We start from the raw sequence: 17729 nt of genomic DNA on the forward strand, positions 1-17729 counted from the left end.
ATGTAAATGTTGTGATATGAGAAAATTAATACTGCTAACTGCTTTGTTGACATCGTTTGCCGGTTTCGTGACGGCACAATGTTCAATTTATTATGTAACTGTAGACGGAGCGGAAGATGCTTCCGGTACTATTGAAGACCCACTGGCAATTGAAATTGCTTTTTCAGATGCTGTGGATGGAGATGTGATTAGAATTGCTACGGGGGAATACGCTCTTGATGCGCCTCTTGAGATAGCAGGGAATAATATTGTTGTAGAAGGAGGTTTTATTGCAGAGGAAGACTGGACAAAAACCAGTGTTGCAGGAGCGACGACTCTGTATCGTTCTACAAATGCTCCGGAAGGAGCACTGAATCAACAACGATTGGTTGCTTTATCAATTAGTGACAAAACGGGTTTTGAGTTACATGACCTGACAATCCGAACGGCAGATGCCAATTTGCCGGGAATGTCAACGTATGGAGTGTATCTTTCCAATTGTTCTTCGTATCGCTTTGTGCGATGTATCATTGAAGCGGGTAACGCCGCAGACGGAGAGTCCGGGCTTGTAGGAGATGCCGGAGAACCGGGTGAGCAGGGAATTACCGGAGGAAATGGTAGTTGTAATGGAGGAGAGTGCACATTTGGTAACGGACAAGCCGGTGGAGCCGGAGGTTCAGGAGGTCTAGGAGGAGGTGCTGTAGCAGCAGGTTCCGGAGCAGGGTCGAATAACGGACAACAGGATAACGGAGTTGCAGGAACCGATGCGTCAGGAAGAAATGGCGGCGGCGGCGGTGGCGGCGGTGCCGGTGGAGATGAGTGTTCAACGAATAATGCGGGATTAGGAGGTGCTGGAGGTGCTTCAGCTTGTAATTCTGGTGCAAATGGTGGAAGTCCTGGGGCTCAGGGTGACCCGGGAGGAGATGGTGGTACCGGAAATCCGGGGATTAACGGTATGGCAGGTAGTATTGGAGAAGCCGGTTTACCCGGAGGTGAATATGCAGGATTTTGGATTCCCGGATCACAGGCGGGGACTGGTGGAGACGGATGTGGTGGTGCCGGTGGCGGTGGCGGTGGCGGAAGCGGTCGTCAGACATGTACTTTTTGTGATAATGGTCCAGGGAACGGTGGCTCCGGTGGCGGTGGCGGTGGCCAGGGAGGAATCGGTGGAACCGGAGGTTTCGGTGGAGGTTCTTCATTTGGGGTATACACGCGTCAGAATGGAACCGGATCAGCATTTATAGATTGTCGGGTGATTGCCGGTAATCAGGGATTTGGCGGAGCTGGTGGTCAGGGCGGAGCCGGAGGAGAAGGCGGAGCTGGTGGAGCAGCTAATGGTAGTTGTTCCGGAGAGATTGGTACAGGTGGAGCTGGAGGAAAAGGCGGTAACGGTGGTGCCGGAGGAAATGGTGGTGATGGAGCCATGGGAATTTCTTCTGCTGTCGAACTGGCTTCCGGAGAGGCATACACAGTTTTAAGTACAAATTATAACCTGGAAGCTCAGCCGGAAGTTAAACTTTCGTATACTGAATGCATGACACCTCAATCGGTAGTTGTTATCGAAAATCTGGATCTGAGTCAGGGAGAAAATGTTACAACCTGGAATTTTGGTATGAATGCAAATCCTGTTTCAGGAGTTGCAAACCCACAAGAAGTGACATTCCTTCAATCCGGATTTTTTAATATCGTAAATGGAACAAACACGTACCGTGCTTTTGCGTATTACTGCTGTGGAGACTTTGCAGGTGTAGAAGACCTTGATCCTATTGATAGAATAATGGTGTATCCGAACCCGACTTCAGGGACTATAACGATGGAACTTCCGGAAAGTATTGATAATGCTGTTGTTCAGATAACAGATGTGAGTGGGAGAGTCTGGATTGATACAGAGATTAATAATAAGACCAATCCTCAGTTTGACGTACAGGGAGCAGCCGGAATTTACTTTATAAAAATCAAAACCGGAGAAAAAGAAAGAATAATTAAACTGGTCAGAAAGTAATGACCAAATAGATCAGAGAAAGAGGTTGTTTCGTTAGGAGCAACCTCTTTTTTCTGCCATAGTGGCAGGGATTTGTTTTGGCATGATTTCTGACAAAAAATAACCCGATAGAACAGTGCAAAACCGATTATTAGACTTATTTTTGAGGTTTGCAATAAAAGAAACAGGCAATGATAGCAGGAATTTTAAAGAAGATTTTTGGAGATAAATCAGCTAAAGACCAAAAAGAATACCAACCCTATATAGATCAGATCAATACATTTTATGCAGATTTAAAAACTGTTTCGGATGATGATTTGCGTGCTAAAACAAGAGAATTTAAAGCAAAAATAAAATCAGCTACGAGCGAGCTGGAAGATCAGATTACAGCTCTTCGTACAAAGACAGAAGATCCAACACTAGAGGTACTCCAGAAAGAGGAATTGTTTGTCCAGATCGAAAACCTGGAGAAAAAAGTAAATGATAAGATCGAAGACATTCTTCTTGAATTGCTTCCGGAAGCATTTGCAGTGGTTAAAGAAACTGCCCGGCGTTGGTCTGAGAATAAAGAACTGGTCGTTACAGTAACCGAAATGGACCGGGATCTGGCAGCCAGAAAAGACGGGATCATAATTGAAGGCGAAAAAGCAGTTTGGAAAAATCAGTGGACTGCGGCTGGTGCACCTGTTGAGTGGAACATGGTACACTATGATGTACAGTTGATGGGAGGAGCCGTATTACACCGTGGAAATATTGCTGAGATGCAGACCGGGGAAGGAAAAACGCTTGTTGCGACGCTTCCTGTTTATCTGAATGCTCTTTCTGGAAAAGGTGTGCACGTCGTTACAGTGAATGATTATCTGGCAAAACGAGATTCTGAGTGGATGGGACCCCTTTATCAGTTCCACGGACTTAGCGTTGACTGTATTGATAAGCATCAACCCAACTCTGATGAAAGAAGAACAGCTTACAATGCTGATATCACGTTTGGGACAAATAATGAATTTGGTTTTGATTACCTGCGTGACAATATGTCAAGTGATCCCGGTCAGTTAGTACAAAGAAATCACCATTATGCAATAGTCGATGAGGTCGATTCAGTATTAATTGATGATGCCCGTACTCCTCTTATTATTTCGGGACCTACCCCTAAGGGAGATCAGCACGAATTTTACCAGCTGAAACCGAAGATCGAAACGGTAGTCAACGAACAGAAAAAGTATGTTACAACTGCCCTTTCGGAAGCAAAGAAATTATTGGCGTCACTTAATAATCCTGAATCTGCAGGAGATAAAAAAGAAGTGAAAAAGCAACTGGAAGACGGAGGAGTAATGTTGTTGCGTGCTTACCGGGGACTTCCTAAGAATAAAGCTTTAATTAAGTTTCTAAGTGAACCGGGAATAAGAGCTCACCTGCAAAAAACAGAGAACTTCTATATGCAGGAACAAAATAAACACATGCCGTTTGTGGATAATGAATTGTTCTTTGTAATTGATGAGAAAAACAACTCGATTGAGTTGACTGAAAAAGGAATTGCCTTATTATCCAAAGGTGAAAACGGAGATTATTATGTCTTGCCGGATCTTGGTTCAGAGATTGCCGAGCTTGAAAAGCAAAACCTTCCGAAAGAAGAGCTTCTTGAGAAAAAAGATGGTTTAATCAGAGAGTTCAGTGTTAAGTCCGAGCGAATTCACAGTATGAACCAGCTATTGAAAGCATATACACTTTTTGAAAAAGAAGTTGAATATGTGATCATGGACGGTAAGATCAAGATCGTAGATGAGCAGACAGGGCGTATTATGGAAGGACGTCGTTACTCGGACGGTTTGCACCAGGCAATTGAAGCAAAAGAGAACGTTACAGTTGAAGCGGCTACGCAGACATACGCAACGGTTACCTTACAGAACTACTTTCGTATGTACCACAAATTGTCCGGTATGACAGGTACAGCGGAAACTGAGGCAAAAGAATTCTGGGATATTTATAAATTGGATGTGGTTGTTATTCCAACTAACAAACCGATTCAGAGAAATGACGAGAATGATCTTGTCTATAAAACAGCACGGGAAAAATATAATGCTGTTATCATTGAAATTGAACGTCTGGTAAATCAGAAAAGACCTGTTTTGGTGGGGACGACAACAGTCGAGATTTCTGAATTATTGAGCCGGATGTTAAAGATGAAGAATATTTCGCACCAGGTATTGAACGCAAAATACCACCAGAAGGAAGCGGAGATTGTTGCGGAAGCCGGAAAACCGGGTACAGTAACGATCGCTACCAACATGGCCGGTCGTGGTACGGATATTAAACTTGGAGAAGGGGTTAAAGAAGCTGGAGGTCTTGCTATAATTGGTACAGAAAGACATGATTCAAGACGGGTGGATCGACAGTTAAGAGGTCGTGCCGGTCGTCAGGGGGATCCGGGGTCTTCGCAGTTCTTTGTTTCTTTGGAAGATGACCTTATGCGTAAATTCGGTTCTGAACGGATTGCCAAAATGATGGACCGTTTAGGGTTGAAAGAAGGAGAGGTGATTCAGCATGGAATGATCTCTAAATCAATTGAGCGTGCGCAGAAAAAAGTAGAAGAGAATAATTTCGGTATTCGTAAACGACTACTGGAATACGATGATGTAATGAACGCCCAGCGAAAAGCTATTTACCGTAAGCGTAAGAGTGCTTTGTTCGGAGATCGTCTTGATCTGGATATTGCCAATATGTTCTACGACACAGCAGAAGATATGGTGATTAACGGTATTCAGGGGAAAGACTTTAAATCCTTTGAACTGGAATTGTTTAAAACGTTTAGTATTGAATCTCCTGTTTCCGAAACAGAGTTTGGAAAATTAGATCAGTATGTGATTGTCGATAAAGTATTTGATGCGGCAATGGATTATTACGACCGTAAAAACCGTAAGCTGATAGATGTGGCAATGCCGATTATTAGTCAGGTGAAAGAGCAGCAGGGAGATAAATTCCAGAATGTCGCATTCCCGGTAACAGATGGTACAAAATCCATGCAGTTAGCGGTACATATAGATAAAGCAATTCAGTCAGAAGGACGCACTATTATCAAGAATATTGAGAAGAATATTGTGCTTGGAATGATTGACAACGAATGGAAAGAACACCTTCGTGAAATGGATGACTTGCGTCAGTCAGTTCAGCAGGCAGTGTACGAACAAAAAGATCCGTTATTGATTTATAAACTGGAGTCATTTAACCTGTTTAAAGAAATGATGGCGCGACTGAATACAGAGATTTCTGAATTTTTGATAAAAGCGCAATTGCCGGTTACTACAGGTCAGCCGAATGTTCAGTCGACGAATAAAGAAATAAATCAGGATAACTACGCTAAGGCACAGGCAACTTCTGCTCCTAATCAGTCAAGTACTGAAGCTCCGAGATTTGAAGGTAGCCAGGGATATCAGCAGGCTATGCAAAATTCACACCAGGACAAAGTAAAACAACAACCGGTTACAGTAGAGCCGAAAATAGGGCGTAATGATCCTTGTCCTTGTGGTAGCGGGAAAAAGTATAAACAATGCCACGGCAAATAGTGGAATAGTGAGTTCTTCTTATTTTGTTCCATTTTTTGGTAATGGTTTGAATATCATATAACTTTTTTACTATATATTTGGAGCGAATAATAAAAAAACAATGTGCTATGAAAAAAGTAATTTTTACTTTGCTTGGAGGATTAATGTTGACAGCTTCAGTTACATCTTGTAACAAGTGTGCTGAGTGTACTGGTACGACGAATAATATTTATGAAGGTGAGTACTGTAAAGGAAACGCAGTGAAGAATGCTATGTATGAAACTGCAAAAACTAACTGTGAAGCAGCAGGAGGAACTTTTAAGTAATTAGATCTTAAAGTGTAGAAAAAACCGTTCTGAGGAGGACGGTTTTTTTAGTATATAGACTTTTGTTCTGCAATTTTTTTGTTGTAACAATTTGTATTTTGTTTAATTATTTATTTAATTTGTTAAACAGTTTTGTTTAAACTTTTTAATTTAAAATTAAACAATATGTCAACACTTGAATTTTATACCGCCTTAACAGGTCTCGAAAGTTATCTGAAATCGTTTGCTATGACGTATACCAGAAACGAGGAAGATGCAAAAGATCTGACGCAGGAAACAATCTTAAAAGCTATTGTTTACAGAGACTATTATATTCCTAAAACAAACTTTAAAGCATGGGTTTTCACCATTATGCGTAATATCTTTATTAATCAATATCGAAGAAAAACAAAATCAAATACTATATTTGACCACTCTAAAGATATGTTTCTGCTAACCAATGCTCCCGGGAGATCAGGGTCCCCTGAAAATTATATGGACGGTTTGGAATTAGAGAAGCAAATCCATAAATTAGAGGAAGAGTATCTGGTGCCTTTTCAGATGCATTTTCAGGGATTTAAATACAAAGAGATTGCTGAAAAGTTGGGTATTCCGATAGGCACTGTAAAAAGCAGGATATTTTTAGCCCGGAAAAAACTAATGAACTGGTTACCGGGGTATGAGGAGTAGATGGTATGAGTAGAGTTATAGTAATAGGCTCGGGGATTTCTGGATTAGCAACGGCTTCTTTTCTTGCGAAGCAAGGTCATGAAGTAACTATTCTGGAGAAGAATAAAAGTGTTGGTGGGAGAGCCCGTCAATACGAGGAGAAAGGCTTTGTCTTTGATATGGGACCTTCCTGGTATTGGATGCCGGAGGTCTTTGAAAACTTTTATGCAAAATTTGGATATACTACCTCTGATTTCTATGAATTAAAAAGAGTAGATCCTTCTTATAGAGTATTCTGGAAAAATTCGGAGAAAACAGATGTTCCGGCTTCTTATGAAGCACTATTAGACCTGTTTGAAAGTATAGAGAAGGGGAGTGCAAAAAAACTGGACTCTTTTTTGAAAGAAGCTCAGTATAAGTATGAGGTTGGGATGAATGATCTTGTCTTCAAGCCGGGGATATCTATACTTGAGTTTGCAGATAGAAGAGTTATAGAAGGGATCTTTAAATTACAATTGTTTTCTTCTTTTGAAAAGCATATAAAAGCACATTTTGCAAACCCTAAACTCTTGTCACTTCTCGAGTTTCCCATATTATTTTTGGGAGCAACGGCAAAGGAGACTCCTGCTCTTTATTCTTTAATGAATTATGCTGATCTGAAGTTAGGTACCTGGTATCCGATGGGGGGGATGTACAAAGTGGTTGAAGCATTTAGAACAATAGCTGAAAAACAAGGAGTTCAGGTTCTTACCGATCATGAAGTGACAGGTTTTGATTATGAAGGTAAAGAAGTAAAAAGAGTAAAGACGGATAAAGGTACTTTTGAAGCCGATATTGTTGTTTCATCAGCGGATTATGCACATACGGACAAGCTGTTGAATACTAAGGCAAATTATACAGATGAATACTGGGACAAGCGGACGATGGCACCTAGTTCCCTGTTGTTCTATATCGGAGTGGATAAAAAGATAGATGCGTTACAGCATCATAACTTATTCTTTGATGAAGATTTTACGCTCCATGCGCATGAAATTTACAAAGATCCTAAATGGCCTTCAAAGCCTTTATTCTATGTGTGTTGTCCCTCCAGAACAGATGCTTCAGTAGCTCCGGAAGGAAAAGAGAATTTGTTTATTCTTATTCCGATTGCTCCGGGTCTTGAGGACGATAAAGATCTACATGAACATTACTATAACATAGCGATGGATAGACTTGAAGAAAGAGTAAATACTTCCGTAAGAGATGCTGTGATTTATAAAAGAAGTTATGCTTTAGATGACTTCAAGAAAGATTATCATGCGTTTAAAGGAAATGCTTACGGGCTTGCAAATACATTGCGCCAAACAGCGATACTTAAACCGAAATTGAAAAATAAGAAACTATCAAATTTCTTTTATACCGGGCAACTAACTACTCCCGGTCCCGGACTCCCTCCCGCAATAATTTCTGGAGAGGTTGTTGCCGGACAAATTCATAATAGCCTGAAATACTGATACAATGAAAGAAGTTTTTGATCAATTATCCCACCACACAAGCAAAGTTACTACAAAGAGGTATAGTACTTCTTTTTCTTTGGGTATCAGATTTCTTGAAAAAGAATTGAGACAACCTATTTATGATGTGTATGGTTTTGTCCGTTGTGCTGATGAAATTGTGGATTCTTTCCACGGTTTTGATAAAGAAAAACTAATGGCTGATTTCCGTATTCAGACGTTTGAAGCTATTGAAAAAGGAATCTCACTGAACCCGATCTTGAACGCATTTCAGCATACGGTCAATAAGTACAAAATTCCACTTGATCTGATTGATACATTTCTGAAAAGTATGGAGATGGATCTTGATTTTGAGAAATATTCAAAAAAAGATTTTGAAACCTACATTTTAGGATCAGCGGAAGTAGTTGGTCTGATGTGTCTTAAAATCTTTGTTTTTGGAGATGAAAAGGAATATGAGCGATTGAAACCCAATGCAATGAAACTGGGGTCGGCTTTCCAGAAAATTAATTTTCTCAGAGATCTGAAAGATGATTATCATATCTTGGGTAGAACGTACTTTCCGGGAATAAATATGGCTGATTTTACCAACGAGGTAAAACAAGAAATAGAAGCGGATATTGAACGGGACTTTCACGAAGGCTATTTAGGTATTCTTGAACTACCTAAAAATTCCCGGTTTGGTGTGTATATGGCTTACGTCTATTATTACAAATTGTTTTTGAAAATCAAAGCCTGCCCTGCTGATAGAATTCTAAAAGAGCGGGTACGTATTCCTAATAGGAGAAAATACCGTTTGTTTCTTTCAAGTTATGTACGGCATAGCTTTAATTTAGTCTGAACAGCATACATTACAAGAGAACGTAAATAGATTCTGTCCGAAGTTTAGTAAACTTGTGAAAAATCGAGTGTATGGCGAAGCAAAAGACAGCATATTTTTGTCAGGAATGTGGTTATGAATCTCCCAAATGGTTGGGGAAATGCCCCTCCTGTAGTTCGTGGAATTCTATGGTTGAAGAACTGGTAACCACGTCAAAAGCTGCGTCTCAGGTTGTTGCTTTTTCGAAAAATAAGCGTGTCAAGAGTGAGTCGCGTTTGATGCAGGATATTGAGGTGATCGGACAGCCACGTGTGGAGACAGGAGACAAAGAGCTGGATAGGGTTTTGGGGGGTGGTGTTGTCCCGGGTTCATTGATCTTATTTGGCGGAGAACCGGGAATCGGAAAATCAACGCTTCTGCTGCAGCTTTCTGTTCGTATGGGAAAGAAAATTCTTTATGTTTCAGGAGAAGAAAGCGAACAGCAGATTAAAATGCGTGCAGATCGTATTGGTATAGCGAACAATTCCTGTTATATCCTGACAGAGACCAATACACAACAGATTTTTACACAAATAGAACAAATAGAACCGGAACTGGTTATAGTAGATTCAATTCAGACGCTGCACTCTGACCTGATTGAATCAACTCCCGGAAGCATTTCACAGATTAAAGAATGCACAGCTGAATTTCTGCGTTTTGCTAAAGAAACCCACACGCCGGTTTTTCTGATCGGTCATATAACAAAAGAAGGAAATCTGGCAGGACCTAAAGTATTAGAACATATGGTGGATGCCGTTCTTCAGTTTGAGGGAGATCGAAATCATGTATATCGTTTACTGAGAACCGTAAAAAACCGTTTCGGTTCGACGAATGAACTGGGGATTTACGAAATGCAAAGTAGTGGGTTAAGACAAGTCGAAAATCCGAGTGAAATTCTGATTGGTCAAAATCCGGATCAACTGAGCGGAGTTGCTATTGCTGCGACTATTGAAGGGATTCGCCCGATTCTGATAGAAGTACAGGCATTGGTTTCAACAGCTGCGTACGGAACTCCGCAGCGTTCTGCAACAGGGTTCGATTTACGACGAATGAACATGTTACTTGCGGTACTCGAAAAACGCTGCGGTTTCCGTTTGGGAGCGAAGGATGTGTTTCTGAATATTGCCGGTGGAATCAAAGTAGATGATCCGGCGATTGACTTAGCTGTTGTTTCTGCTATCCTCTCTTCAAATGCTGATATTTCTATTCCCAGAGATACTTGTTTGGCAGCAGAAGTTGGGCTGAGTGGAGAGATTCGCCCGGTACAACGAGTGGAACAACGTGTACATGAGGCTGAAAAACTGGGGTTTGCCAGAATTATCGTTTCTTCTCAAAATAAGGGAATAGCTGCTTTACGAACCAAAAGTATAGAAGTCATTCAGTGTAGTAAAATAGAGCAGGTATTAAAGGCATTGTTTGCCTAATCGCAACTCAATATAGTTCCCTGATAATCTGAGATGAGAATAATTACAAGTCACGCAATAAAAGTAAATTATTTACGTCTTATGACTGAATTTTTGTTTCTTTGAAAGAAAATAACGCAAACTTACAACTTGATTTATGAAAAAGGTAGGATTGATTTTAGCGATGCTTTTTGTTGTTTCGATAGTGATGGGACAGCAACAGACAAATAAAGAGAGAATTGCTCAATTGCCTGAGTTGATTGAAGAACAGGCTGCTGCAGAAAAATATGATGAAGCTGCAAAACTTTCAAGAGAGCTTGAACTTCGTGAGGAGTTGGAAATTGCATTGAAAGATAAAGATTATAAAAAAGCAGCTCAACTGAAAGATGAGTTGGATAAGTTGGAGAAAGAAGGACTGAAGACGTCAACAGATGCTGTTACAACTGCTCAAAAAACAGAGGAACGTCCTGTTTCAAGAAAAAAAGAGAATATTAAACTGTATCTGGATTTGACATTTGCCGGCTTTGACTCGTATGTCTATGATAGACAGGAGTATGTGGAAATGTACGATGAAAACGGATATTACATAGGCTCAACAATGCAAACCGTGCGAACACGTGATAATATGTTTGCATTAAATCTGAAGTTGGGAAATAAATTCTTTTTTGGTCCGGGAGAGAAGAAATTTCGTTTGGGATTAGATGTTAATTATTTGTCCTTGAATATGGGGCTGTCTAATTTCAACAATGGTGATTTTTTTCCAAATATGAACTTTTCAATTGTTCGCCCCGGAATTGTGGGAACATTATTCCTGAATGAAAAGAGAAATATGGGAATCGATTTTCAGGTAAATGGAGGAATGATGTTTGCCTTGACAGGATACGATGACTTTATATTCCCTCCTAATCTAGGTGTTTCCGTTAATCCTCACATTAAGTTTTGGTACAACAAGATAGGTGGAGGAATCGAATTTAACTACGGAAGAATGAGAAATACAAATGATATTGTTTATCAACATGTAGGTCTGTTTTTCGGTTTCCGATTCTAATGTAGAGGAGAATACGCTCTCTTTTCGCTGAAATTCTACTATATTTAACGTCAAATTGAACGATTGACAGAATGAAGGCAGATCAGGTACTTGCAGATAAGAGAGAGAAAGCTAAAATTGGTGGTGGAGAGCAGCGGGTTGCCGCCCAGCATGCAAAAGGAAAACTTACCGCAAGAGAAAGAATCGAATTACTGCTCGACGAGGACTCTTTTCAGGAAATGGGAGGGTTTGTTCAGCACAACAGTTCTGATTTCGGTCTGGAAAATCAAAAATTTCCCGGTGATGGTGTAGTTACAGGATTCGGAACAATTCATGGGAGGTTGACATACGTTTTCTCCCAGGATTTCACGGTTCTTGGTGGGTCTTTATCCGAAGCACATGCTGCGAAGATTTGTAAGATTATGGATCTTGCGATGAAAAACAATGCCCCGCTTATTGGTATGAATGATTCCGGTGGAGCAAGAATTCAGGAAGGAGTCGTTTCTTTGGCAGGATATGCAGATATATTTTATCGAAACACCAAAGCATCGGGTGTAATTCCTCAGTTATCTCTGATAATGGGACCCTGTGCAGGAGGAGCAGTATACAGTCCTGCGTTGACAGATTTTGTCTTTATGGTAGAGGATACGAGTTATATGTTTGTAACCGGCCCGAATGTTGTAAAAACAGTTACACATGAGGAAGTGAATGCTGAAGACCTTGGAGGTGCTGAGGCACACGCTGTGAAGTCTGGTGTAACACACTTTACTTCGCCAAATGACTTGACGGCTATTAAGCAGGTACGGAAATTAATGACGTATATCCCTCAGAATAATGCGGAGCGTATGATGGATCAGAAAGAATTCTCTTTTGATTCTGAGAAATTGACCCGAATTCGCAGTATTGTTCCTGAGAATCCAAACCAACCCTACGATATGCGTGAGGTGATTGATTGTTTGATCGATGATCAGACTTTCATGGAGGTACATGAAAAATTTGCTCCCAATATAGTAGTCGGGTTTGCAAGAATAAATGGAATAGCTGTAGGAATAGTAGCTAATCAACCGGCTCAGATGGCGGGGGTACTGGATATTGACTCGTCCCGAAAAGGTGCGCGATTTGTCCGTTTTTGTGATTCATTTAACATCCCGTTAGTTGTATTGGAAGACGTTCCGGGATTCCTTCCGGGTACGGATCAGGAGTGGCGAGGGATTATCAATCATGGTGCAAAATTATTGTACGCTTTTTGCGAAGCAACTGTTCCACGCGTTACGGTGATTACACGGAAAGCATATGGAGGTGCGTATGACGTAATGAATTCTAAACATACAGGTGCTGATCTCAACTATGCCTGGCCCAATGCAGAAATTGCAGTGATGGGAGCCAAGGGAGCAGCTGAAATTATCTTTAGAAGAGAGATTGCAGGTGCACAGGATCCTGAACAGGAATTACAGAACAAAGAAAAAGAATATGCAGCGGCATTTGCGAACCCGTATCGTGCCGCAGAGAAAGGTTTTGTGGATGATGTTATTTTTCCTGAAGAGACACGGGAACGAATAATAAAGGCGCTATTATCGCTAAAGTCGAAGAAAGAAGTGCTTCCACAAAAGAAACACGGAAATATTCCGCTGTAAACGGATAAAATAACCTGGTAAATACAACGTTTTTATACTTCTATAGGACTTGTGTGTATTATAAAAGGATGAGAATACCATTTTTTGTCATAGCTTTTTTGATTCTTATTGTGGGTTCCGCTTACGGTCAGACCCGGCGTAGTTTTGCTTCTCGCTCCGAATTAGGAATTATGCTGGGAGGAAGTTACTACACAGGAGAATTGAACCGGATGGGACATTTTCAGCAAATAGAACCTGCCGGAGGGCTTATATTCAGGTACAATGCCCACTCACGACTAGCTCTCAGACTTACGGCTTTTTATGGAAATGTAAGAGGGGATGATAGCCGTTCTCCCTATGATTTTCAACGAAACAGGAATTTGAGTTTTCGGTCACCAATTATAGAAGTAGCTGCCGGTTTTGAGTTTAACTATTTTCAATACGAAGTTGGAAATAAGAAGTATTGGATTACTTCCTATATGTTTGGAGGGATTGGTGGTTTTTATATGAATCCCAAAGCAAACCTGAATGGGGAATGGGTAGAACTGCGCCCGCTTGGTACAGAGGGACAGGGAACAGCGCTTTCTTCTAAGAAACCATATCCGTTGACACAGCTGGCTGTTCCAATGGGGCTGGGACTGAAAATGAGTATCGGAAAAAGAGTATCTATAGGAATTGAATACGGTTTACGTTGGACATTTACCGATTATATTGATGACGTGAGCGGAAGCTATGTTGACCCGGTGGCACTTGCAGAAATTAACGGACCTATGGCTGCTGCTCTTTCCGACAGAAGTATAACACCTTTGGGGTATGAAGGAGTGAATACAGGCTACAGAAGAGGTGATCCCAATAATAAAGATTGGTATAGTTTCTTCGGACTGATGCTCACTGTTACTTTGGGAGACCCTTCAACCTGCTGGACAGGGCGCTGATAATTTTCTTCATTTTTAATCTGTACGTATAATATTACGGACAATACTCTATTTTTGTGACATGATTAATCAAGACCATATTAAGGAGCTGGGACAGCGAATAGATAAAATGAAAGCTTACCTTTCGATCGATCAAAAGCGACTTGAAGTAAGCGAAGACGAGATTCGTACACAAGATCCTTCGTTTTGGGATGATCCGAAAGAAGCGGAAATTCTGTTGAAAAAAATCAGAGGAAAGAAATACTGGGTAGAAACATTTGATGAAGTCAGTTCACAATTGGATGACCTGAGTGTTTTACTGGAGTTTTTCAAAGAAGGAGAAGCGACAGAAGAAGAAGTAAGTTCGTACTATGATCGACTTCTTGAAAAAGTAGAAGAGCTGGAGCTGAAAAATATGTTATCCAGTGAAGAGGATAGCCTGAATGCTGTTTTGCAAATTACAGCCGGAGCCGGAGGAACAGAGAGTTGTGACTGGGCGTCTATGTTGATGCGTATGTACATGATGTGGGGAGAGAAAAATGGGTATAAGGTCAAAGAGATTAACTACCAGGAAGGGGAAGTTGCCGGGATAAAGACGGTAACTCTTGAGTTTGAGGGTGAATTTGCGTTTGGTTACCTGAAGGGAGAAAACGGAGTTCATCGTCTTGTTAGAATATCTCCTTTTGATTCCAACGCAAAACGGCATACTTCATTTGCTTCCGTATATGTGTATCCGTTGGTCGATGATTCGATTGAAATTCAAATCAATCCTGCTGACATTACGTTTGAAACCTTCCGTTCCGGAGGAAAAGGTGGGCAGAACGTAAATAAGGTTGAAACGGCTGTTCGTTTACGACATGCTCCTTCCGGGATTATTATAGAGAACTCTGAGTCCAGATCTCAGTTGGGGAATAAAGAAAAAGCGATGCAACTTCTGAAATCACAGTTGTATGAATTGGAGTTGAGAGCACGCATGGAAAAGCGGAATGAAATTGAAGCCGGGAAGAAAAAGATTGAGTGGGGTTCGCAGATCCGGAATTACGTAATGCACCCGTATAAACTGGTTAAAGATGTGCGGACTGCTCATGAGACAGGAAATGTCGAAGCTGTAATGGACGGAGATATTAACGATTTTCTAAAAGCCTATCTAATGATGTTCGGAGAAAAGATATAGGAAAGAATCAACTACCTTTTTGTATTGTAAACAAGACGGGGCGTGAAGGCGCAGCGTCATTATCAAAAGCAGCAACCTGAAGGTTGAGCATGTATATTCCATCATTTACTGTTTCGGGAACATAAATTAACTCGGTGATCGTTGCGTCGAAACGGGGAGTATTTGGGTAGCACCAGAAACGATGATGAAAATCAAGAACACCTGCATCAACTTCTCTGTCCACACTGGGAAGGTCTACAAGAAGATGCTTGACTCCCCTGGATACAAGGTAATCAGCAATCTCTGCATCGAAATAAGGCGGATTCGTTCCTGAGTAGATAGCAGATTTCTTACTTTCAGGATTAGGAAGAGTACGGATAATAATTGCTTCTGCGTGTATTTCTGCCGATTTTTGGATTTGATCAAGTGTGATGACATTATCTTCAACCCCTTCATCCGGGTGGTGTCTTTTTCTCGGAGTTACAGTGATCACTTGTGCTGTAAACCAGAATTCTTTCAGATGAGTGTTAATACTTTCGACTTCCCTGCTTATATGCCCGAGACATTCTGTATGTGTACCATGTCCGTGAGGGTTAAAAGCAATATTCCGGAAGTTGACGGATCCTCCTTCTGCTACGGAACCGGTAAAACCATTTGCCCGTACAGGTTCAAATTCAGGAAGATCAACATACCAGGCTCTGGGGTTGTGAGTCTTGTTTGTAAGTTCTATAGATAAATCTATCCCTTCAGAAGTTTCAATATATTCATTGTGACTGATCCGGAGCCGCATAATTGGTTTTTTCCTAAAAATAATCAATTTTTTGAAGTGGAAACAGCTTTGTACGAGATAAGAAAAAGAGCTTTGATTTCTATTTTTTCCATTCGGTAGACTCCATCAGATGAATAAGGTCTTCGCGAACATATTGGAGTACCGGATAAATTGAATCGTAATTTGGTTTGGCATTGAAATAAACAGCACCGCGGATGAAGTGATCAGTACTGTCTGTGAAATAAAACTGGAACGGAGAAGCCGCATTCCCCTGTATTTCAAAAAACGTTCCGAAGATTCTTTGATCGGAATTAATAATAGTTGTGTCTTCTATGGCAGCAGCCTTCACGATATGATCCTGTACTTTTTGGATAGAATAATTAATATAAGCCGATAAGGCGGTATCAACGGGAAGGTAACTGAGATGGATAACACCATTGAATCGTGTAAGATCTATATCCTTGTGACAGGAACCTTCCGAAGCCGGTTTACTGTCCATATAGGTTGCCAGTTCCATCGAATAAGGACAGTCATCTGCAACACGCGTATAGGCTCTTTCCGGAAACTCCATACGAAGAGGAGCAGTTGGCTTGGGGATATAAAATTCCTCTTCTGAACAGGCGGTTACTAAACCTGCAATCATCATGTATATTACAAATCTTTTCATCTGTTTTCCTCCTGCGTTTTTTCCGGTTGGCGAATGACTTTCACCATTTTTACTCTTCTTTTATCTGAAGCCTCAACAACAAAGGTCAACCCGTTGAAATGCAAACGTTCATTTTTTCGCAATATTTTTCCGGCCTGCTCAATCATAAACCCGGCAATAGAATCAGAGTCTCCTTTAACATCTTCAAATTCTCTTCCGTCAATATTCAGTACTTTGTACATATCCAAAAGAGGGGTCTTGCCTTCAAATATATAGGTCGTATCGTTGATTTTGCTGTAGACAAGATCGTCATCATCAAATTCATCAGTTATCTCTCCGACAATTTCTTCTAAAACATCTTCCAGTGTAACAATACCATTGGTCCCGCCGTATTCGTCAACAACAACAGCCATGTGCATCTTTCTGTTCTGAAAATCTTTAAGTAAATCGTCGATCTTTTTATTTTCAGGCACAAAGAAAGGAGTTCGAATCAGACTTTGCCAGACAAAGGAAACCTCCTCGCTTAGGTGTGCCAACAGGTCCTTAACATAAAGGATTCCGATAACATTGTCAAACGACTCCCGGTAAACAGGAATGCGTGAAAATCCACTTTCAAGGATCGTTTCGAGAACTTCGTTATAATCGGAGTCTTCATCAATAGCTATAGTATCCACTCGGGAACACATAATTTGTTTCACATCTGTGTTTCCGAATTTCACAATTCCTTCCAGGATTTTATGCTCTTCTTCATCACTATCTTCTTCCTTGGTCAATGCTAGTGCCTGTTCCAGGTCATCTGTAGATAGTTTTAACTCTCTTTTTTTAGCCTTTTTGTTTATGATTTCAGTTCCGTATACCAATCCATACATTAACCAGGAGAAAGGAGGTACTTTTGAGGTTACCCGTAGGGGATACCCCATAAACCGTGCAAGAGCTAAACCATTTTTTGTGGCAAAAACCTTGGGGATTACTTCTCCTATAAGAAGAATAACAAATGTAATCCCTACAACCTGAGCGAAGAAGGCAAGAGTAGGGTGAGCAACCCAAAAAGCCTGTCTGAACAAGTCTTCTGTCATAAAACCTGAAAGAACAACTATTCCTACGTTGACAAAATTATTTGTGATCAGGATTGTCGCCAGAAGTTCTTTGGGTTTGGAAAGTAAATCCAGAACAAGATCGTTACGTTTGGATTTTTCTGATTTTAGTTCTTCAATGTCCTTAGGTTCTAAGGAGAAAAAAGCTACTTCCGAACCCGAAATAAGTGCGGAGAGGAAAAGAAGTACTACTAAAATTAATGAATTGACTACAAAAAGTAAGTCAAATTGAATGGCCCCAATTAAGGGGAAAAGACTGGACGGTTCAATATCAGACATACAAGC

At 40.8% G+C, this 17729-nt stretch carries 14 protein-coding genes; 11 read left to right on the plus strand and 3 right to left on the minus strand.

Going from position 1 to position 17729, the window contains the following annotated elements:
- Positions 1-16: 16 nt before the first annotated feature.
- The 11 genes from ABDZ97_RS03500 to prfB all read left to right on the plus strand — a co-directional run bounded on the left by ABDZ97_RS03500 (position 17) and on the right by prfB (position 14956).
- Positions 17-1981 (plus strand): T9SS type A sorting domain-containing protein, encoded by a 1965-nt coding sequence (locus tag ABDZ97_RS03500; RefSeq protein ID WP_343785164.1) that lies wholly within the window; start codon positions 17-19, stop codon positions 1979-1981.
- Positions 1982-2151: 170 nt separating this feature from the next.
- Positions 2152-5520 (plus strand): preprotein translocase subunit SecA, encoded by a 3369-nt coding sequence (secA, locus tag ABDZ97_RS03505; protein WP_343785166.1) that lies wholly within the window; start codon positions 2152-2154, stop codon positions 5518-5520.
- A 107-nt stretch (positions 5521-5627) separates the two neighbouring features.
- Entirely contained in the window at positions 5628-5825 is a 198-nt protein-coding gene (locus ABDZ97_RS03510; protein WP_343785168.1) for a hypothetical protein, read from the plus strand.
- A 165-nt stretch (positions 5826-5990) separates the two neighbouring features.
- Positions 5991-6494: an RNA polymerase sigma factor gene (locus ABDZ97_RS03515; RefSeq protein WP_343785170.1), complete on the plus strand. Its 504-nt coding sequence runs from the start codon at positions 5991-5993 to the stop codon at positions 6492-6494.
- 5 nt (positions 6495-6499) lie between these two features.
- On the plus strand, positions 6500-7966 hold the full coding sequence (locus ABDZ97_RS03520) for a phytoene desaturase family protein (protein ID WP_343785172.1): 1467 nt from the start codon (positions 6500-6502) through the stop codon (positions 7964-7966).
- A gap of 4 nt (positions 7967-7970) precedes the next feature.
- Positions 7971-8807 carry a phytoene/squalene synthase family protein gene (locus tag ABDZ97_RS03525; RefSeq protein ID WP_343785175.1) on the plus strand — a complete coding sequence of 279 codons (837 nt, stop codon included), beginning with the start codon at positions 7971-7973 and terminating at the stop codon, positions 8805-8807.
- Between the two features lie 71 nt (positions 8808-8878).
- The gene (radA, locus tag ABDZ97_RS03530; RefSeq protein WP_343785176.1) at positions 8879-10249 is read left to right on the plus strand and encodes a DNA repair protein RadA; all 1371 of its coding nucleotides are present in this window, start codon (positions 8879-8881) and stop codon (positions 10247-10249) included.
- A 136-nt stretch (positions 10250-10385) separates the two neighbouring features.
- A complete protein-coding gene (locus tag ABDZ97_RS03535; protein WP_343785177.1) occupies positions 10386-11276 on the plus strand; it encodes a hypothetical protein in 891 nt (296 codons plus the stop codon).
- A gap of 71 nt (positions 11277-11347) precedes the next feature.
- Positions 11348-12889, plus strand: a complete 1542-nt coding sequence (locus ABDZ97_RS03540; RefSeq protein WP_343785178.1) for an acyl-CoA carboxylase subunit beta — start codon at positions 11348-11350, stop codon at positions 12887-12889.
- Between the two features lie 68 nt (positions 12890-12957).
- The gene (gene porG, locus ABDZ97_RS03545) at positions 12958-13803 is read left to right on the plus strand and encodes a type IX secretion system protein PorG (protein ID WP_343785179.1); all 846 of its coding nucleotides are present in this window, start codon (positions 12958-12960) and stop codon (positions 13801-13803) included.
- Between the two features lie 61 nt (positions 13804-13864).
- A complete protein-coding gene (gene prfB, locus ABDZ97_RS03550; RefSeq protein WP_343785181.1) occupies positions 13865-14956 on the plus strand; it encodes a peptide chain release factor 2 in 1092 nt (363 codons plus the stop codon).
- Between the two features lie 7 nt (positions 14957-14963).
- On the opposite strand, the gene ABDZ97_RS03555 is transcribed toward prfB, so the two are convergent.
- The 3 genes from ABDZ97_RS03555 to gldE all read right to left on the minus strand — a co-directional run bounded on the left by ABDZ97_RS03555 (position 14964) and on the right by gldE (position 17723).
- A complete protein-coding gene (locus tag ABDZ97_RS03555) occupies positions 14964-15725 on the minus strand; it encodes a cyclase family protein (RefSeq protein WP_343785183.1) in 762 nt (253 codons plus the stop codon).
- Positions 15726-15804: 79 nt separating this feature from the next.
- Positions 15805-16371, minus strand: a complete 567-nt coding sequence (gldD, locus tag ABDZ97_RS03560; protein ID WP_343785185.1) for a gliding motility lipoprotein GldD — start codon at positions 16369-16371, stop codon at positions 15805-15807.
- Positions 16368-17723, minus strand: a complete 1356-nt coding sequence (gene gldE / locus ABDZ97_RS03565; protein WP_343785186.1) for a gliding motility-associated protein GldE — start codon at positions 17721-17723, stop codon at positions 16368-16370. Before gldE ends, gldD begins: the two co-directional genes overlap by 4 nt.
- Positions 17724-17729: the final 6 nt, after the last annotated feature.

It is taken from the genome of Wandonia haliotis, from assembly GCF_039523435.1.
Lineage (GTDB): Bacteria > Bacteroidota > Bacteroidia > Flavobacteriales_D > Crocinitomicaceae > Wandonia > Wandonia haliotis.